This window comes from Pedobacter sp. AW31-3R (assembly GCF_052180285.1).
GTDB lineage: Bacteria > Bacteroidota > Bacteroidia > Sphingobacteriales > Sphingobacteriaceae > Pedobacter.
In genome coordinates this window covers 5,436,113-5,453,539 of the sequence record NZ_CP197475.1, presented here as the reverse complement: position 1 = coordinate 5,453,539, position 17,427 = coordinate 5,436,113, and the positions used below count along the sequence as shown (strand labels likewise).

General features: G+C 42.0%; 13 protein-coding genes. 11 read left to right on the top strand and 2 right to left on the bottom strand.

All coding sequences use genetic code 11. The features are described 5' to 3' along the window. Positions 1-28 precede the first annotated feature (28 nt). The 10 genes from ACSBL2_RS22340 to ACSBL2_RS22295 all read left to right on the top strand — a co-directional run bounded on the left by ACSBL2_RS22340 (position 29) and on the right by ACSBL2_RS22295 (position 14,021). Positions 29-580, top strand: coding sequence for a hypothetical protein (locus tag ACSBL2_RS22340; protein ID WP_442588779.1), 552 nt, complete (start codon positions 29-31; stop codon positions 578-580). Between the two features lie 35 nt (positions 581-615). Beyond that, complete coding sequence (locus ACSBL2_RS22335) at positions 616-882, top strand: hypothetical protein (RefSeq protein WP_442588778.1); 267 nt, start codon at positions 616-618, stop codon at positions 880-882. 83 nt (positions 883-965) lie between these two features. Further along, positions 966-3,422, top strand: coding sequence for an outer membrane beta-barrel protein (locus tag ACSBL2_RS22330; RefSeq protein WP_442588777.1), 2,457 nt, complete (start codon positions 966-968; stop codon positions 3,420-3,422). Between the two features lie 123 nt (positions 3,423-3,545). Further along, positions 3,546-4,886 (top strand): serine hydrolase domain-containing protein, encoded by a 1,341-nt coding sequence (locus ACSBL2_RS22325; protein ID WP_442588776.1) that lies wholly within the window; start codon positions 3,546-3,548, stop codon positions 4,884-4,886. Positions 4,887-5,020: 134 nt separating this feature from the next. Then, the gene (locus tag ACSBL2_RS22320) at positions 5,021-5,578 is read left to right on the top strand and encodes an RNA polymerase sigma factor (RefSeq protein WP_442588775.1); all 558 of its coding nucleotides are present in this window, start codon (positions 5,021-5,023) and stop codon (positions 5,576-5,578) included. 196 nt (positions 5,579-5,774) lie between these two features. Further along, positions 5,775-6,764, top strand: coding sequence for a FecR family protein (locus ACSBL2_RS22315; RefSeq protein ID WP_442588774.1), 990 nt, complete (start codon positions 5,775-5,777; stop codon positions 6,762-6,764). 137 nt (positions 6,765-6,901) lie between these two features. Further along, positions 6,902-10,333, top strand: coding sequence for a SusC/RagA family TonB-linked outer membrane protein (locus tag ACSBL2_RS22310; protein WP_442588773.1), 3,432 nt, complete (start codon positions 6,902-6,904; stop codon positions 10,331-10,333). Positions 10,334-10,346: 13 nt separating this feature from the next. Further along, positions 10,347-11,804, top strand: coding sequence for a SusD/RagB family nutrient-binding outer membrane lipoprotein (locus ACSBL2_RS22305; protein WP_442588772.1), 1,458 nt, complete (start codon positions 10,347-10,349; stop codon positions 11,802-11,804). 5 nt (positions 11,805-11,809) lie between these two features. Then, on the top strand, positions 11,810-13,042 hold the full coding sequence (locus tag ACSBL2_RS22300) for an alkaline phosphatase family protein (RefSeq protein WP_442588771.1): 1,233 nt from the start codon (positions 11,810-11,812) through the stop codon (positions 13,040-13,042). Positions 13,043-13,343: 301 nt separating this feature from the next. After that, on the top strand, positions 13,344-14,021 hold the full coding sequence (locus ACSBL2_RS22295; RefSeq protein WP_442588770.1) for a LuxR C-terminal-related transcriptional regulator: 678 nt from the start codon (positions 13,344-13,346) through the stop codon (positions 14,019-14,021). A gap of 431 nt (positions 14,022-14,452) precedes the next feature. Here the strand turns inward: ACSBL2_RS22295 and ACSBL2_RS22290 are convergent, their stop codons facing one another. Beyond that, positions 14,453-15,133, bottom strand: coding sequence for a hypothetical protein (locus ACSBL2_RS22290; protein WP_442588769.1), 681 nt, complete (start codon positions 15,131-15,133; stop codon positions 14,453-14,455). A gap of 65 nt (positions 15,134-15,198) precedes the next feature. Next, positions 15,199-15,786, bottom strand: coding sequence for an RNA polymerase sigma factor (locus tag ACSBL2_RS22285; RefSeq protein ID WP_442588768.1), 588 nt, complete (start codon positions 15,784-15,786; stop codon positions 15,199-15,201). 576 nt (positions 15,787-16,362) lie between these two features. On the opposite strand from ACSBL2_RS22285, the gene ACSBL2_RS22280 reads away from it, so the two are divergent. Then, on the top strand, positions 16,363-17,220 hold the full coding sequence (locus tag ACSBL2_RS22280) for a helix-turn-helix domain-containing protein (protein WP_442588767.1): 858 nt from the start codon (positions 16,363-16,365) through the stop codon (positions 17,218-17,220). Positions 17,221-17,427: the final 207 nt, after the last annotated feature.

Here is a 17,427-nt window from a genome sequence, read left to right as displayed (position 1 = left end):
CCTGAATATTTACACTTAAAATTTATATATGATTCAACACATCAAACCCTTTGCAGCTAAAATTGCTGTCGCCTTTACCTTAACGCTTTCCTTATGCTTACAGTCCTGCGCTGAGGACCCGGATAAGTTTTTTGGCGTTGCCGTGCTCAATACAAATACGATGTCAGATTTTGGTACCCCTATTCTGGCCAAACATATCAATGATGAAACGAAGGAATTTGCCGATATCCCTTCCAGCAAAAAAAATGGTGACGAGGCGATTAAACATATCCAGAATAATATCCTGTATATGGAGAAATCCCTTAATGATATTAAAGCCCTGAACGATAACAGTGAGGAAAGAAAAGAGATCAAACAACGTTCTATCGCCCTGTATGAGTTCGCATTACCGGTCTATAAAAATGAGTATACCGCCTATGCAAAGTTATGCGATGCGAAAGCTCCCCAGGAGCAAAAAGATGAGCTGATCAAAACTATTGAAGAAAAGTATAATGCAGGATTTGAAGAACGGTATGCGGCATTGCTGGAAAAAGGAAAGTCCTTTGCGAAGGATAATAACCTGAATGTGGATTGGAATTAATCAGGAATGGAGATTCATCAGTTAAACTTTAAACGATGTTGATATACAGAGGCTGGGGGATTTTAGCGATCCTGATTCCATTGTGTACCATTTTAGCTGGGATATATTTTTTTGGCCTGAATGGTAATTCTAGCCTGGAACTTTTTCTTTATAGTCTCCTGGCTTCTGCTCCAATGGTTTTCTTTCTGGGAATAGGGTTGAATCGTAAATCGAGACATGACCTTTATTTTATTGCATTGCAATACTGGGGGATCATTTGGGCAGTTGTGGCGATTGTTGTACTTGCTTGTCGAAGTATTTAGCAGGTTGGTCGAAAATTGGATCAATTTGGTAGAGTAGTGCAGGAAGGCCTGCAACTTTAATTTTGGTTTCGTGTCAAATAGGCATGAGACTACACCTAAATACTTCCTTCGCCACCCTTTTGCTTTTCAGTATTGCTTGTTTGCAGCTGAAGGCACAAACAAGCCCTGTAAAGGGAGATATTTCCGGAAAGGTACTGGATGAGACCGGAAAAGGGTTTCCTTATACCACTGTAAGTCTGCTGAATGCAAAGGATTCAGCAGTGGTCAAAGGCACTTTATCTGCCGATAACGGAACGTTTCAGTTGAATAATATTGAACCGGGAACTTATGTGGTGGCTTTTTATGTAGTGGGTTATAAAAAGATATACCGGGGGCCCTTTTCTGTTTCCGCAGAAAAAAATGTTCAGGTGCTGAAGGAGGTGCAACTGGCGCAGGACAGCAGGCAGCTGAAGGGAGTGGAGATCGTTAAGCAAAAACCACTCGTGGAAAGACAGATTGATAAAACCGTGATCAATGTGGAGAACAGCGCTTTGTCGGTGGGCAACAATGCCCTGGAAATTCTCCAGAAATCGCCGGGGGTGACTGTAGATAAAGATGGTAACCTGAGTTTAAGGGGGAAAAAAGGGGTGAATGTCATGATTGACGGTAAACCTACTTACCTGTCTTCCGAGCAACTGGCGAACCTGCTCAGGTCTACCGGAGGCAGTGCCATCCAGTCTATTGAGCTCATCACCAACCCTTCTTCCAAATACGATGCCGCAGGAAATTCGGGTATCATCAATATCAGGTTCAAGAAGAACCGCAATTATGGCACCAACGGATCTGTTTTAGGTGGTGGTGGTTATGGTCGTTTTTATAAGGCCATAGCTGGATTAACCTTAAACCACCGGGAGAAAAAGTTCAATGTATTCGGAAACTATGATTTCGCAAGTACCAAAAGGTTCGGCAGTACGGATATTGTAAGGCTGAACAATACCGCAACAGATAAAACCTATTTCGACCAGACCAATTATATGACCAAGAAGAGAACGAGCCACAATTATAAAGGTGGCCTAGATTATTTCATTAATGACCGGAATACCCTGGGCTTGGCAATCAATGGATACGATAGTCAGGGAGCAAATGATGCAAAGATTTTAACACTCATAGGTGACCGCCCATCTAAAACAGATTCTTCGGTTGTAGCCCGAAACCCCAGCAGGAATAAATACACCGGGATGTCTGTTAACCTCAATTTTAAATCAGTAATTGATACCTTGGGACAGGAAATTAGCTTTGATGCCGATTATTCCCAGTACCGTGACAGGGAGGATATTGCTTTCCATAACCAATACCTGGATGCTGCGGGACAAACCTCAAAAGATGATTACCTGTTCCGCAATTTCACGCCTAAGAAGATCAATATATGGGCTGCAAAAACAGATTATACCTATCCGCTGAATAAAACAATGAAGCTGGAAATGGGACTGAAATCGAGCTTTGTAGAGACGGACAATCATTTCGTATTTGAGAACTTTACGGACAATGCCTGGCAGAATGATGCCCGTCGCAGCAATACATTCCTGTACAATGAAAATATCAATGCAGCATATGCCAACATCAACAGGAAGTTTAAAACGACGAATGTACAACTGGGACTGAGGGCAGAGCAGACCAATTCGAAGGGAAACTCTGTAACGGAGAATAAAATTGTAAACCGCAATTACCTTAATCTTTTCCCAAGTGTATTTATTAACCAGGAACTGTCGAAAAACCACGATATGGGGGTGTCTTACAGCAGAAGGATTGACCGTCCGGATTATGGCTCGCTGAACCCTTTTGTGTATTTTGTTGACCTGTATAGTTACCGTTATGGTAATCCATTCTTAAAACCCCAGTATACAAATGCATTTGAATTGTCGTACAGTTACAGGAAAACCCTGAATATATCTGTCGCCTTTAGCCGTACGAAGGATGTAATTACGGATGTATTGCTAACAGATACTGCAACTAAAACGATTTTTATCTCTAAACAAAACCTGGCTGCACAGGATGCTTATAACCTGAATGTGAGTTATCCGGTGCAGGTGACGAAATGGTGGAACACCAGTAATAATTTCACGGGTTATTACAATAGGTTCAGTGCGCCAGATATTGCTGGCTCCCCTTATAAGAGCGGGAGGCTGGCTTTCAACTTGAATACCAACCAAAGTGTGACAGTGAACAAAACCACAAGCATAGAAACTTCAGCATACTACCAGTCAAGACAGATCTATGGTACCCTGATTATTGAACCACAGTATAGTGTTGACCTGGGAATCAAAAAATCGTTTTTTGAGCAGAAGATGGATGTGAAGCTGGCTGCAAATGACATCTTTAAAATGCAGCGGAGCCAGATTACCAGTGCCATTCCTTCCCAGAATTATGTGGTCAAAGAAAGGTGGGAATCGCAGGTGTTTTGGCTTACCTGTGTTTACCGCTTCGGCAGCAAGGATATTAAGGCGGCAAGACAGCGTTCCGGCAGTTCAGAGGCTGAAGGACGCCGGGCAAAATCGCAATAGCTGATGCCGCGAAGAAATCCTGGAAGAGGATGGGCAGAGAATTATGGCCTCTTTTGAGAAGGCTTTCCCATTTCTTGTAACATTTAATTATTTTTATCATCATAAAAATAAATTCTTTCAATTATGCGCAAGTTTTTACTCTTATTCCTCCTTGCAGGACAGTTTATTCCTGCTTCATTTGCACAAGATGGTGCCGGTCTGACTTTTGATAAGGCAAAAATGGACAGCCTCCTGGATGTAATTTCCAGTAAAAATAAGGCAATGATCAGTGTTGCTTTATCCAGGGATGGCAAAACTGTTTATTCAAGGGCTGTAGGATACAGTACGATCTCAGCGGATAAAAAGACAGATGCGACCATCCATAGCCGGTACCGGATTGGGTCTATTACCAAGGTATTTACCGGAGTGATGATTTTTCAACTGATTGAAGAAGGAAAGCTGAAGCTCAGCACGCCATTGTCTATGTACTTTCCATCGGTTCCGAATGCCACAAAAATTACCATTGCACAGCTGCTTAACCACAGCAGTGGCTTGTATAATTTCACCAATGATTCTACTTACAGTTCAAGGCTTAGTCAAAAGGTAACACAGGAAGAGCTGCTGGCCAGCTTTAAGGTGCCTGTAGTTTTTGAGCCGGGTGCCAAACATGAATACAGCAATACCAATTTTGTACTCCTGGGTTTTATTATTGAAAAACTGGATAAGAAACCCTATGCTTTAGCCCTGAAAAGCCGTGTGCTGAATAAGATTGGCTTAACAGAGACGTATTATGGAGGCAAGATCAATCCCCTGGCCCATGAAGTCAATTCCTTTAAATGGGAAGCCGAAGGCTGGAAGCCTGCCACGGAGACGGATATGAGTATTCCCGCAGGGGCAGGAGCTTTGGTTTCTACGGCCACAGAGCTCAATAAGTTCATGGAGGCTTTGTTCAATGGCAAGCTGATCAATGAGAAGAGTCTGAATGAAATGAAAACCATGGAGGATGGTTATGGCAAGGCCCTGTTCTCCTTTCCTTTTTATGAGCGGAAGTCTTATGGCCACAATGGTGGAATAGATGGTTTTCAGTCACAGGCAGGATATTTCCCGGAGGATAAGCTTGCGTTTTCTTATTTATCCAATGGTGTCAATATGACTTTAAATGATGTAGCCATTGGTATGTTGAGCATCTATTACCATAAACCTTACCAGGTTCCGGATTTTAATACGGTTACGCTGAAGGAAGCCGATCTGGATAAGTTTTTGGGGATTTATACCACCACGCAATTGCCGATCAAGATCACGTTTACGAAGAAAGGAGCGACATTACTGGGCCAGGCTACAGGCCAGGCTGCTTTTCCCCTGGAAGCAGTGAAGGAAAATGAATTTAAGTTTGCGCCGGCAGGTATCGTGCTGGTATTTGATCCTGCGAATAAACAGGTGACCCTGAAGCAGGGTGGCGGGGTGTATCTATTTAAAAAAGAATAGACGTATACCGGCAAAAAAATTAGCTACATACAGGCCATTTGCAAAATTCATAACAGGGAAGGCCTAACCGTACATATGGTTTCTAAACCTTAATGATGGCTTAACATGATAAGAATAGCTTTGTGATGAGCGTTATGAATCACAAAGAATATGAAGACCGACAATTGCTTTCCCTTATTCAGCAGGGAGATGAAAAAGCATTTGACCGGTTATTTATGAAGTATTATCCAGGCCTGATGCGCTATTGCTCAGTTCTTTTGCCTTATCCAAGTGATGAAGCAGAGGATATTGTCCTGGAAGTTTTCTTTAAGTTGTGGCAGCAGCGTAAAACGCTGGTGATCTATTCTTCCCTGGTGTCTTTTCTCTATATCGCCCTGAAGAACCGTTGTCATGATTATTACAGAAAGAAGAATATCACGGTGTATGAACCGGATGCAGATGAAGTGATGCCACATTATCTTATTCCCGATCAGCAATTGGTATTCAAAGAATTGAAAGCCGAAATTGAACACCTGATCACACAATTGCCGGCACGGACGCAACTTGTCTTTAGGATGAACAGGGAAGATCACCTGACTTATGAGGATATTGCCATTATTCTGAATATTTCCATCAATTCGGTGAAAACACATATGTACCGTTCTATCAAATTCCTGAAGGAAACTTACCGCGCTTCGGATACCTCCAACTAATCATTGGCTTTCTTTCCAATTGGGTTTCTTTCTATAAAGGGGATCTTTCCTGTACCTCGCAGCGCTCCGCAGTCCGCTTACCGGATTACCCCAATGTTAACAATTCTTTCCTCTTGTTACCCTTCTGTTAAATCGAAAAAAGTTGTCATGACCTGCCTTTTGATTTACGTCTTCCCTGTATATACCGATTATTATTTTGGAAGAGCAGAAAAGTTATTTATTGATTACCCGTTACCTGTCAAAACAAACGAATACTGAAGAAAATGAACTTCTGGCAGATTGGATTGCCGCATCGCCGGATAATGAGGTGATTTTTGAGGAGATCAAGACCGTATGGTTAGCCTCTTCGGGAAGGAAGGAAGATGTGGGGGCGGAGGGAGCTTTGCTTAAACTCAGGGAAAGAATCAGGGCGGAGGATCAGCCTGTCCGGTTGAACACAAGAAGGAAATTCTATGGCATAGCCGCTTCTGTTGCTGGATTGTTATTGATTTCTACCCTGCTGTTGAAATTTTACGGGCCGAATGAGAAGAAGGTGCAGTATGTCCAGCTGTCGACTAAAGCAGGGGAGAAGAAAATTGTTTTTCTTGAAGATGGCACAAAAGTCCACCTGGCTCCCCAGAGCAGGTTGAAATACCCTAAAAAATTTGAAGAAGGCATAAGGACCGTGGATTTACAGGGAGAGGCTTATTTCGAGGTCTCCAAAAATCCGCACCGGCCGTTTACAGTACATACCTCCTTATTGGAGGTTAAGGTTTTAGGGACTCATTTCAATGTGAACAGTTACCAGCGGAATAAATCTACCCGCGTGTCACTGATTGAGGGCAAGGTGTCGGTTAGCCTCTCAGGCAATGAAGAAGATAATTATATCATTAAACCGGGGCAGGAATTTTATGTTAACCGGCTGACGCACCAGGTTTACCAGCGCAATATGGATCGGGGTGCTGTTACAGGCTGGATGACCAACAGGCTGGTCTTCAAGAATGAAAAGCTGAGTGATGCTGCGGAAAAGATTAACCTGATGTATGGGGTCCAGATTATATTCTCTGACCAGAATACAGCGGACACGCGTCTGTATGCCACTTTTGAAAATGAAACACTCCTCAATATCCTGGAGACCATTAAAGCCACAGGAAATATCAATTACACTATAGAAGATAAAAAAGTATACTTAAATCTTAAAGAATGACCTAGAAATCATGGGAATATGACCTAAGCAGAGGCAAGGCTTCAGCTTAAAAAAAGAATTAACCGGCATTTACGAGATGCCGGTTAGTTTATCGCCAAAGAAACAATCGAATATTTAAATAACGAAATAGCTAATTTATGAAAAAAAAGATACACACACTTTTTATTTCTACCTGCGTCAGCATTTTTACGCTGCTCTTACTCACGCTGACGATTAATATAAAAGTAAACGCTGCTGCGGATAAGGCCAAGGAGCCAACGCTTTCAGCCATACCCTGCTCTGTGAAAGCAAATAACCTGTCCCTGCAATCTGTTTTTGGAATGATCGAGAAACAGACTTCTTATAGTATTGTATGTGTAGACCAATCAGGTTTCTTATCTAAACAAGTTTCTATTGATGCTTCAAAAAGTAACCTGGAGCAAGTCCTGAGAATGCTTTCCACTAAAGCCAATTTTAGTTTTACGGCACTGAGCAAAAGGATTATCATTAAACCCGAGACTGTTAAAACCCCGTCAGATCATATCATCAGGGTAATTAAAGGGCATGTAACGGATAACAATAAAGGAGCATTGCCTGGAGTTTCCATTTTGGTAAAAGGAACAAATACCGGAACAACCAGCAGTCAGCAAGGGGATTTCACGATTAAAGCGAATACAGGTGATGTGCTGGTGTTTTCCTATCTGGGGTTCAATAAAAAAGAGGTTCCGGTAACTGAAGCTGCTTTTTTTACGGTTGTTCTTGACGAAAGTGCCAATGGTTTGTCTGAAGTAGTGGTGACCGCATTGGGAATCAGGAAAGAGAAAGCCAAACTGGGTTATGCTGTACAGGAAGTACAGGGGGAAGACCTGGTGAAAGCAAGGGAGCCCAACCTGATCAGTTCATTAACCGGCCGCGTGGCAGGATTAAATATTAAGAATTCTACCGACCTGTTTTCCGATCCGCAGATCACCATGAGGGGCCGTAAGCCACTGATTGTGATTGATGGTATACCTGACCAATCTGCCGATTTATGGAAGATCAATGCCGATGATGTAGAAAGTATGAGTGTGCTGAAAGGCGCGAATGCTTCTGCATTGTATGGATCCATTGGAGAGAATGGTGCCATTATGATTACCACCAAAAGGGGTAAAGGTAAAGACCTGAGTGTGGAGCTGAATTCTTCGACAGAATTCCAGCCCAGCTTTATCCGTATTCCAAAGGTGCAGACCGAATATGGAGCGGGTTTCAAAGGGAAATATACTTATGTAGATGGTTCTGGTGGTGGGCCTGAGGGTTCGGGATGGATCTGGGGGCCTAAACTTGACCAGCCTGATCCGACAACTGGAAGCGGTTTTTTTGAAACGCCACAATTTAATAGTCCCGTTGACCCGGTTACGGGAGTACTTGTGCCATTGCCCTTCCTTTCCAGGGGAAAGAATAATGTAAGTGATTTCTTCAAGACAGGGATGATTTCCAGTAATAACGTCAGTGTAACCCAGAGTTCTGACAAAGGCTCGTACAGGGCCTCCGCTTCACATATTTACCAGAGCGGGATTGTGCCGAATACCAATCTCCAGAATACCTCTTTTAACCTTTCCGGAAATTACAAGCTGAGTTCTGCACTGACCATGGATGCAAGGTTAAGCTATAACCGCCAGTATACCAATAATTTTCCTGAAACCGGTTACGGCCCTACCAACTACCTGTACAACCTGATTTTATGGACTGGACCGGATGTAAGCGTGAAAGATCTTCGCGATTACTGGGTGCCGGGCCAGGAAGGCTTACAGCAGCGTAATTACAATACTTCTTACTATAATAACCCCTATTTTCAGGCCTATGAATTCCTGAGGGGATATGATAAAGACAATACCTTCGGATCACTGAATTTCAATTATAAGATCAATTCGGATTTTAGTGTGCAGTTCCGGAATGGGATGAATTCCTACGCCTTAAACCGTACGTTTAAAGAACCGAAAAGTTATATTGGTTATGGGGATAAATCCCGCGGACAGTTTACCGTAGAAACGGGAAGTTTCTTTGATATCGCGACAGATTTGATTGGTGATTATAACCATACGTTTACGGAGAAGTTCAAAATCCATGCCCAGTTAGGTGGTTCGAATTATTTCCGCAACCATAATCACGGGTCAACGAATACGGATGGACTGAATGTCCCGGGCCTGTATAACCTGAGTAATTCCTCCAATGCGATACAGGGAGAAAACTTCCAGGAACAAAGAAGAACCAGCAGTGTATACGGCGTATTGGACCTGGAGTTTTTAAGCGGTATATATGTGACTGCAACTGGAAGGAACGATAAGATTTCTACACTGCCTACGCAAAACAACAGTTTCTTCTATCCCTCTCTGAGTACTGCTGTGGTTATTTCGCAATTGACCAAATTGCCGCAGTGGTTTACCTATTTAAAAGCAAGGGGATCATGGTCACGTGTAACCAGCGGAAAGTTGAATGATGATGATGATTATACCTATGATTATCTGCCGACTTTTGATAAAGGGGTAACCTGGGGGAATGTTCCGTCTTTAACTTTTGGAGAGACACTTACAAATCCTGACCTGAAGCCAAAAACGTCTGACAGCTGGGAGATTGGGGTAGATACGAAATTCTTCAACAGCCGACTGAGCTTAGAGGCTACTTATTACCAGACGCGTGACTTCAACAACCTGGTTAATATCCCTTATTCACTGGCCAGTGGTTATGATTCCAAAACTATTAATGGTCACGTGTATCAGCGTAAAGGCCTGGAGTTTGTCTTGTCAGGTTCCCCGGTAAAGGGTAATCATTTCAACTGGAATGTGACGGCCAACCTGAGTCAGTACCGCAGGTATCTGACGGAGATTTATAATGATGAGGAAAGATTGGGTAATTTACAGCGTGGCGACAGGGTAGATCAAATTTTTACCACTGTTTATCAGAGAGATCCGCAAGGAAACGTGATTTATGGCAGTAATGGTTTTCCTTTGAATGATACTTTCCAGCGTGCTGTGGGTGATGACGATCCGGACTGGACCTATGGTTTGGAAAACTCATTTTCTTATAAAAGTTTTACGCTCAGGTTCCTGGTTGACGGCCGTATCGGCGGATCCATCTATTCTACGACCAACCAGAAAATGTGGTGGGGAGGAACCCATCCGGGGACGCTTAACCAGTACAGGGTAGATGCGAATAATAACCTGTCTACATTTGTTGGCCAGGGCGTGATCGTTACTTCCGGAGAGGCTACATATGACGTAAATGGCACATTGATCTCTGATACCCGCACCTTCGCACCGAATACCAAAGCGGTGAATTACATCGATTATATGACCAATACCAGTAACGCTGCCTATAATAATTACAATTATTTCTCACAAACATTTTTAAAGCTGCGCGAGGTGACACTGACATGGCAGATCCCTTCAAAATTATTGGGTAAATCTTTTGTTAAAGGAATTACACTTTCTGCTGTCGGCCGTAACTTACTGCTGTTCTCAAAAATGCCCAATGTTGATCCGGATGCAGGAACTGATAACCTGCAGACGCCATCTACCAGAACTATCGGTTTCAACGCAAACTTTAAATTTTAATTCTTAAACAGATATGAAAAGATTAATTATCCTATTTCTTGGGGGCATGATCCTGTCGCTCGCCGGATGTAAGAAATTCAGTGAGTTTCAGGTAGACCCGAATAAATCTACGGTGGCACCACCCCAATTGTTGCTTTCTGCAGTGTCGCAGCAGGCATTCGATTCTTCCAGTCTGGATGTTGCCTTAGCCAGCAGGCAGATGGCGTTTACTGATAATGTGTCTAATTTTCAGTATTACGGATGGACTAGAGGTACTTTTGACGTCTATAATAATTTACGCCAGGTGATAAAAATGGAAGAGGCAGCAGTTTCTTACAACAGGCCGGAATATATTCCGCTGGTGAAGTTCTATAAGGCCTGGTATTTTCTTCAGCTGACCCAGATGTTTGGTGATATCCCTTACAGTCAGGCCCTGAACGGAGAAGCCGGAATAAGTGCACCTGTTTATGATCAACAGGAAGATATTTACCTGAGTATCCTGAATGAGCTGAAAGATGCCAACGTGCTGATAACAAATAACACCGCATCAGTAGATGGAGATATCATTTATGGGGGAAGTATGGAACAATGGAAACGCGCCATCAATTCCCTGTCGTTAAGGGTACTGATGAGCCTTTCCCTCAAGGAAAGCAATACACGGATTGCACCGAAGACCCGTTTTGCAGAAATTGTGAACAACCCTGCCCAGTATCCCCTTCTTTCTTCAAATGGGGACAATGCCCAGTTGGTTTATAACGACCTGCAGGATAACCGGTATCCTTTTTTCAATAACAATGATTTACAGACGGCCTTTTATATGGATGAGACTTTTGTAGACCTGTTAAAAGGACTGAAAGACCCAAGACTGTTTAGCTTTGCTGATAAGGCGCCTAAGTTTGTCAATCTGGAAGCGACTGACTTTGCTGCCTATGGAGGGGTAAATGGAAGCGATGCAGTCAATGAAAACAATTCCAAAACGGTAGCCGGAGTGGTGTCAAAGATTAACCCGAGGTTTTATAAAAATGCGGTGAATGAGCCCAGTATAGGACTTGGATATGCGGAGGTTCAGTTTATCCTGGCTGAAGGAGTTTCTCGCGGCTGGATTACCGGTAATGCCGCTAGCTATTACCAGAAAGGGATTGAGGCATCTATGTTATTTTATAAAATTACTCCTGCAACTATCGCAACCTACCTGGCCCAACCTGCGACGCAGCTTCCTGCTGTTGATCCACTGAAAAGTATCATTACCCAGAAATATATTGCTTCATTTATGAACAGTTCATGGCAGCCTTTCTATGAACAAAGGAGGACGGGATTCCCTGTTTTTGATGTTTCAGGTGAGGGGGTGCTAAATAACAAGATGATCCCTAAACGCTGGATGTACCCAACGCTGGAATTGCAACGCAATGGAAAACATGTTTCCGAAGCGATTTCAGGACAGTTTGAGCAGGGGGATAATATCAATGGTGTCATGTGGCTTATCAAACCTTAATAGTTATGTATAAAAGAATAATATCATTGAGTTTACTATTGCTGGGTCTGCAAGGCAGGGCACAGCAGAAAACAGTGTTTGTGATTGCCGATGGAATTTCTGCGGATGTACTGGAAAGGATGAACCTTCCCCAGATCAACAGGATCATTAAAGATGGTAGTTATACCAGGATGTATGTGGGTGGTGAAAAAGGTACGTATAGCCAAACGCCGACGATTTCAGCTGTTGGCTATAACAGTTTGCTGACAGGAACTTGGGTGAATAAACATAATGTTCCGGATAATGATATCAAAGCGCCCAATTACAGCTACCAGAATATTTTCAGGATATTTAAAGATCAGTTCCCGGCGAAAAAGACAGCTGTTTTTTCCAGCTGGACAGATAACCGTACCAAATTAATGGGCCATCATTTGCCTGCTGCAGGAAATTTACAGGTGGACCAGTTTTTTGATGGGTATGAACTGGATACGCTGAGGTTTAAGCATGACCGTAAAAGAGATTTTATGCATCAGATTGATGAAGAGGTAGTGAAACAAGCTGTAGCTACGTTGAAGAAGGATGCACCTGACCTGTCATGGATCTACCTGGAGTATACGGACGATATGGGACATATGTATGGGGATAGTGAACAGTTTGAAGCGGCGGTACTGAAACTGGACCAGCAACTCGGGAAAATCTATGAAGCCATTAATTACCGGAAAGAGCACTTTAAGGAGGACTGGTTATTGGTGATTACAACGGATCATGGAAGAGGTGAAAAGGACGGAAGAGACCATGGTGGACAGTCGCCCAGGCAGCGTAGTACCTGGATGGTGACAAATTATCCGGACTTAAATGCCTATGCGAAATATTATAACCCTGCCATTGTGGATATTATGCCGACTATTGCGAGGTTCATGCACCTGGATATTCCTCAGGAGGTAAGGCGTGAAGTGGATGGAACGCCATTAATTGGCCCGGTTTCCATTGCCGGAGTAACCATGAACTATTTCCAGGGAAATATCGACATCAGCTGGAAGGCCATGGAGGAAAAGGGCGAGGTGAAAGTTTGGGTGACGACTACCAATAATTTTAACAAGGGGGGTAAGGATGAATACCAGCTACTGGCTGAAGTTCCTGTAACTGCCGGACATTTTCTGGCCGGGGTGAAGAAATACCCGTCAACATTTTACAAGGTGGTATTGGAAGCTCCCGATCATACCGTAAATAGGTGGATCTACACAGAAGATCAGAAATAATCAGATCCTCAATTAGCGGAAGCGGGATTCTTTAAAGCGGATCCCGCTTTTTTTATGCCTGTCCTCTAAGGTATATGGGTAGGGGGACAAAAATCCTGTCATTTTCCTTCGTTGTCTGGATGGAATATTACGGTGTATAATTCTACTCTTCATCATTTAACATTTTTAATTTTACAAAAGCTTAATATCCAATCTGCTAATGCTAATTATTTTTTAATAATATCATTAAAAAAAGAGGTTAGAGTACTTAACTTTAAGTATTTTTACCCTACCTAAACGCTCAATCCTTACGCTCTCAACAATGAATAAGCCTACCCTTGATCCCGAACTTGAGCAACGCCTGGAAAATATCCGGCTGTTTGCCGATTACCTTCCTGCTGCACTGATTATCCACTGCCTGGAAGACCTCAGTATAGTTTACATGAATAAGCCCGGACTGGAGCGTATAGGCACTACGCTGGAAGAGTTGCAGAACATGAGCCAGGAACAATATTACATCCGTTTCTTTAATGAAGAAGACAGTAATGATTATGTGCCTAAGATTGTTCAGATTGTGAAAAGCGGTACTGATGACCATGTTTCCTATTTTCAGCAGGTACGTGTCCCGCTACAAAAGGAGTGGCAGATGTACGTAAGTAATACCAAGGTCTTCTATCGGGATGAAAATGGGAGGGCGACACATTTGATCACTGTTGCCGGAATGCTGGATCCTGTCCACCATATCACCAGTAAGGTTAACCGTGTGATGGAAGAAATTAATTTCCTGCGCAATAACAACAATTCCTTTTTGAAACTGACCAAAAGGGAAAAGGAAGTATTGAAGTATACCGCCCTGGGTAAAAATTCCGGAGAAATAGCCGCCTTACTTTGTATCTCTTCCACTACCGCCGATACACACCGCAGGAATATCCGGAGCAAGTTAAACCTGAAGAATAATTATGAAGCAGTGAAGTTTGCACAGGCCTATAGTTTAATATAGGTTCTTCTGATAGCCAGCATTTTTGTGATCGCTTCGGGCATTTTTTTTATTCCATAAGGATGTGGATAACTGTGTGGAAAACTGTGTTAGTATCTTATATTACAGCGTATCGCGAAAATTGTCTTTTGCCATATTACAAGGGGTTAGTAATGAGTTTATAAGCGTTTTTAGGCCACTAGAAGCCTTTTGGTATAAATGGCTATCTGCAGCCTTTTCTTCCTTTTTAATGGGGTTTTCGCTGGGTGTGGATAATAAATGGTGTTTATAAACAATTTGTTTTCAAGCATTTGTTTGTTAGGTAGTTGTGTTTTGTGAATTGTGGATAAGTTGTCTTTTGGTGGTGTTTTAATCCTCTTTTTTCCTTGGTGTCGAGGTGTTTTTTTTGCATTTTTTTCAGTTGGTCATTGCTGTTGGAGGTAAATGTGGATAAGTTATTCCTTCAGTACTTCGGCTGCGATCAGGTTAATCTTCAGTGACATGAACACTTCTATCAGTTCAATCATTTCCAGCACCTGGTAATAGGCTCCGATTTTAAACATGTGTTGGATCATCCTGGCTGATTTCCGCCTAAAGTTATGGCCCTCTTTTTCTATTACTTTTTCGGTGCCATATCTCCTGATTTGTATCGCTATATAATGATTGAAGCAAGTATATGATAAAGAGCCGTATTTTTTTTGCCCAGGGATGGGCTGGGATGGATTGTACCATTCGCTGGTCAGGTAGATGAATATATTACTCTTCTGAGGGGCGGGAATTACTTTGTACAGCAGTTTAAATTTTTCTGTTGCAATTGCGCCGGTTTTGTATTTGAAGAATATTGTTTTTTTGATGTATTTCTCAATTCTTGACAGGTAGCTGGAAACTGAATACCAGTTGCTGGTGCCCATATATTTCTGTTCCAGCCATTGGTCGTTCTGCAAACGGAAGGCAAGGATGTGGTAACGACATAATTTTTGGAGGTCCCCATGGATAGCAAGGTCCGCATCGAGCTGGTCAAATGGGGCTGACCAGCTGATGGTGTCTGGGTTTGCAGTATGGCCAAAGGTGATTGAAATTCCGAGATGGCGTGATTTTCTGATGTATACTGTTTTAGATGGTTTTACTCTATCCATGTATATTCTATGTTAAATTTTTGGGAAGTAATTCTGAGATCTAATCCAAACCCTGATCGGGATAACTATCTGATCAGGAGGGCGAGCAGGCTCAGGAGGTAATTGATTTTTTTCAGGAATACTTTCAGGTTATTGTGGGAAGTGATCAACTGGTTTTGCACGGTTTTCTGCGATATCTTTAAATGTGCAGCAATCTCAGAAGTGCTGAGGTCTTCTATATGCTTAAGACGAAAGATCTCGCGTCTTTTCTCCGGTTGTGTCAGCAACCAGATGCTGACATATTTTTTTAATTCTTTTTCGTTCAGTACCGAATCTGCATTGATCGTGTAGTATGCCATGGTTTCCAAAGGTTCCTCAAACTGAGGATTGTTTTTCTCTTTACGGTAGACGGCAAATACCTGATATTTGGTGCACATGTAGAGGTAGCGTTCCAGGTTTAGGATGTCCTTCGTTTCCTTTTTTACCCACAGGTCAGAAAAGATGTCCTGCACCATTTCCTGTATTTGCTGGTGGTTTTTTAATCTTTTGTAAGATTCTGCATATAATTTTTTCCAATACCTTGAATAAATGGTGTCGAATGCAAGTTTGTCACCAGATTTTAAGAGTGCTAGCAGCTCTTCATCACTCTTTGAGGGATAGTTTGATTTTTGCATAACTGTTTTTGATTAGCATTACATTAATGGGGTTTGAAATGCCTTTGACAACAATTATAATAATTTTTTGATTTAATGAAATTGTAAGAAGGCGACATTCTTTTACTAAAAAAATATATGGTTTTAGTAAAACGATATAGCAATGTTTTTTTATAAGTTACTTAACCTGGAATGTTGGGCTGGAATTACCTTTTTCAGAGAGGTTATGGAAAGGTATTCCTTCATGTGAAGTCGGAATTTCGTTTTTTAAATGGGCTGAACTGCCTAAGTTTATTTCATATGGTACTCCTGACGGGGAAAATATTTTAAAATAATTATTTTCTGTAAGTTCTGCTGTGAAATAATTTTGACGTATTCGTGAAATAAATAGGATCACTTTTGAATATTAAATGTCGCATATGTACAAGTGTTTATGGGTGGAACAGCTCTATATTCACTGTGGTGTAAGGAGGACAAGCCAAAATTTTATAGCTGATAACAATTTGTGGAGTATGTTGTTAAGGGGCTTTGATGTTCATCCGTATGCTAGAAGATTACTGGGAAGCCGAATAAGTTTTCATTTCAAAATGTTCTTATATGCAATTTATACCTTCAAAAACATTATCTAAAGTTGTTAAATCCTATCTTATTTTAGAGAGCAAGACACAGGGAACCAGAAAGCTCCGGCTGTTTCCTGATGGCAATACAGGGATGGTCTTCTCCTTTAAGAACAGGCTGTTCACTGGTTATTCAACTTCCGGTGAACCCGATTATTTACCGGAAGCATTCATTTATGGGCAGGTTATTAATTTTAGGGATATTTTATGTAATAACGAAATTTCGCTCCTGGTGATCGTATTCCATCCGGTCGGACTGGATCAGATCGTAGCACTGGAATCTTCGGAGCTGAATAACAGGGTCTATGACCTCTCTTTTCTCTTCGGTTTTTTGGGTATAGAAATTACGCGCAACTTAAGGAGGATGGTTACAGTGGAAGACCGTATCCAGGTTGTGGAATCTTTTTTGGTCAATCTGCTGGCCGACCATACTTTTTCCGTTCAGCCTATAGTCACTGTGTCTATTGATTTGATCCGGAGAAACCGTGGATTAATTAGTGTAGAGCAGCTGGTTCAGTATACCGGATACAATAGGAGGCATATTGAACGGAAATTTATTGAAGTTGTAGGCATAAGTCCCAAACAATATTGCAGTATCGTGAAGCTTCATGTTTTTCTTAAATTTTTAAAAACGGGACTGTATAAAGATAGGCTGAATTATATCGGCCATGAGGCGGGCTATTATGACCATTCTCACCTGATCAAGGAATTCAAGCGGATAACCGGAATTACGCCTACCCAGTATATGAGGGATTATAAACTACTGACCGTCAATTTCCTGGAAGGCCCGCTGATTCAACCTATAGAGGTCCGGCAATCTCCTGGGCAATTCCGGTGATGCCGTTGCAAAAAGAATTGTCATTTAAAAAAAAATAATTGGGGTGAGATAGGACGTCTGTACCTAATTATCAACTTATTATAAAAACACCCTAGATTTTCTTCAAAGTTAGTAAGTGGTGAATAGTTAATTGTTAAGCCGTTGTTTGTGGATGCAGCAACGGCTCAATGCTTTTCAGGTATTTCCATTTAATCGATCCGGCTAACT